2 protein-coding genes are annotated in these 2,067 nt (G+C 74.8%); both read right to left on the minus strand.

What is annotated here, in order from left to right:
- Positions 1–31: 31 nt before the first annotated feature.
- On the minus strand, positions 32–760 hold the full coding sequence (locus G5C65_RS36175) for a methyltransferase domain-containing protein (RefSeq protein ID WP_165303290.1): 729 nt from the start codon (positions 758–760) through the stop codon (positions 32–34).
- A gap of 7 nt (positions 761–767) precedes the next feature.
- On the minus strand, positions 768–2,003 hold the full coding sequence (locus G5C65_RS36180; protein ID WP_165303291.1) for a glycosyltransferase family 4 protein: 1,236 nt from the start codon (positions 2,001–2,003) through the stop codon (positions 768–770).
- Positions 2,004–2,067: the final 64 nt, after the last annotated feature.

Genomic DNA, 2,067 nt, shown 5'->3' on the forward strand with positions numbered 1-2,067 from the left:
GGGGCCTGGGGTGGCGCCTGGACGGTCGTGGTCATGTGGGACACCGCCGGAGGATGAGAAGGAGGTTCCAGGTGGCGAACTCCCGCACGCCCGGCACGCGGGTGACGGCACCGGCGAGGAAGGGCCAGTAGCGGGAGCGGGCCGTGACGATCCGCACGTCGTCGCGCGAGCGCACGTGGCGGAGGGTCGGCCCGATGTGCACGGCGAAGAGGTTCTCGCCCAGGGTGTGCTTGGCCGGGCGGCCGGTGCGCCGCTGGTAGCGGGCGCGGGCGCGCTCGGCGCCGAGGTAGTGCCAGGGGGCGGTCTCGTGACCGCCCCACGGGGAGTACCAGTTGGTGAACGACACGTAGATCAGCCCGCCGGGCCGGGTGACGCGCACCATCTCGGACAGGAAGGTGCGCGGGTCCGACACGTGCTCCAGGACGTTGGACGAGAAGCACACGTCCGCCGCGCCCTCCGCGAGCGGCAGCAGATAGCCGTCCGCGAGCACCGCGCCCGGCGGCGTGCGCCCCCCGGCGTGCAGCTCGCGCGGGTCCGGCTCGAACAGATAGGAGTGCGCGCCCCGGCGGCGGAACTCCTCGGTGAAGTGACCGCCGCCGCCGCCGACGTCCACGACGGTGCTGCCCTGGAGCGGAACGTACTTCTCGACCTGCTCGGCCGCGTCGCGGGCGAGCAGGCCGTAGCAGTACTCGGGGTCGGTCTGCTCCCGCATGAAGGCGCGGAAGAGAGCGACGGATCTTCGGATGGAGGGGTCCCGCACGGTCGTATCACTGCCCAACGGGGATCGGTTGGGGGGAGCTGTGGGGAGGCGCCGGGGCCGGCGCGGCACGAGCGTACGCCTCCGCCGCGACCGCCCGGAAGCTCCGTACCGTGTTCGCCCACCGGTAGCGTGTGGCGCGGCGCTCGGCCGCGCGCCCCAGCGCGCCGCGGCGCTCGGCGGACAGCGCCAGCGTGCACCAGTGCGCGGCGAAGGAGCTCTCGCCGCGCGCGAGCAGCCCGGTGACGCCGTCCTCGACGGAGTCGCGCAGCCCGGGGATGTCGAAGCCGATGGCGGGCGTGCCGCGGGCCGCGGCCTCCGTGACGACCAGGCCCCAGCCCTCCACGAGCGAGGGGTGCAGCAGCATCCAGGACCGGCACAGCAGCCGGTGCTTCTCGCCCTCGCTGACCCGCCCCGCGAAGGTCACACCGGGGCCCGCCATGGCCTCCAGGGCGGCCCGCTCGGGCCCGTCCCCGACGATGACCAGCCGGCCGCCGGTGACCGGCCTGACCCGCTCCCACAGCCGCAGCAGCAGGTCCACGCGCTTGTACTCCACCAGCCTGCCCATGGCGAGGAACAGCGGCTCGGGCGACTTGGGCAGCAGCGGGGGCGGCTCCTCGACCCCGTTGTGCACGATGCGGATCTCGTCGGCGGGCACGCCGAGCCGCCGCAGCGCCTCGGCGGTGGAGCCGGACACCGCGACCTTGAGGTTGGCCCGGTGGTTGCGGGCCAGCGCCCAGTGCTCCAGCCCGCGGCCCAGCCGCGCGGCGGGCGCCGGGTAGCGCATGCCCCACAGGTCGGTGTGCACGTGGTTGACGAAGCAGAGTGTCGGCCCCCGGTGCCACAGGGGCGCCAGGTACGGCATGCCGTTGCAGACCTCCACGAGCAGGTCGCAGTCGCCGATCTGGCGGGCGAAGGCCCTGCGGGCCCGCAGGAAGTGCCCCGCGTCCCCGCCGGCCGAGACGACGCGGTAGTCGCGGTAGGCGGCGGGGCCGCCGCACAGCAGGGTGACCTGGTGGCCGTAGCCGAGGAGGCCCTCGGCGATCCGGTCGACCAGCAGCTCGGAGCCGCCTGCCGCCGGGTTGTCGAGGTCGCGTCGGGCGAGGAACACGATGCGGCGCGGGGACCCTGGAGCGGCGGCGCGCTGCCCGCGCCCCGGCACCCTGCCGGGCACGGCGGGGGAGGGCTGCGGGCCGGCGAGTGAGCCGTGGGAGGACACCAGGGAGTGTCGTACGTGCTGGGGCATCCGCGCTCCAACTCGTTCTCAGGGTGCGGTGGGGATCCGTCCTTGCATGGGGTGTGCGGGGGGG

The sequence above is a fragment of the Streptomyces boncukensis genome (assembly GCF_011045075.1).
GTDB lineage: Bacteria > Actinomycetota > Actinomycetes > Streptomycetales > Streptomycetaceae > Streptomyces > Streptomyces boncukensis.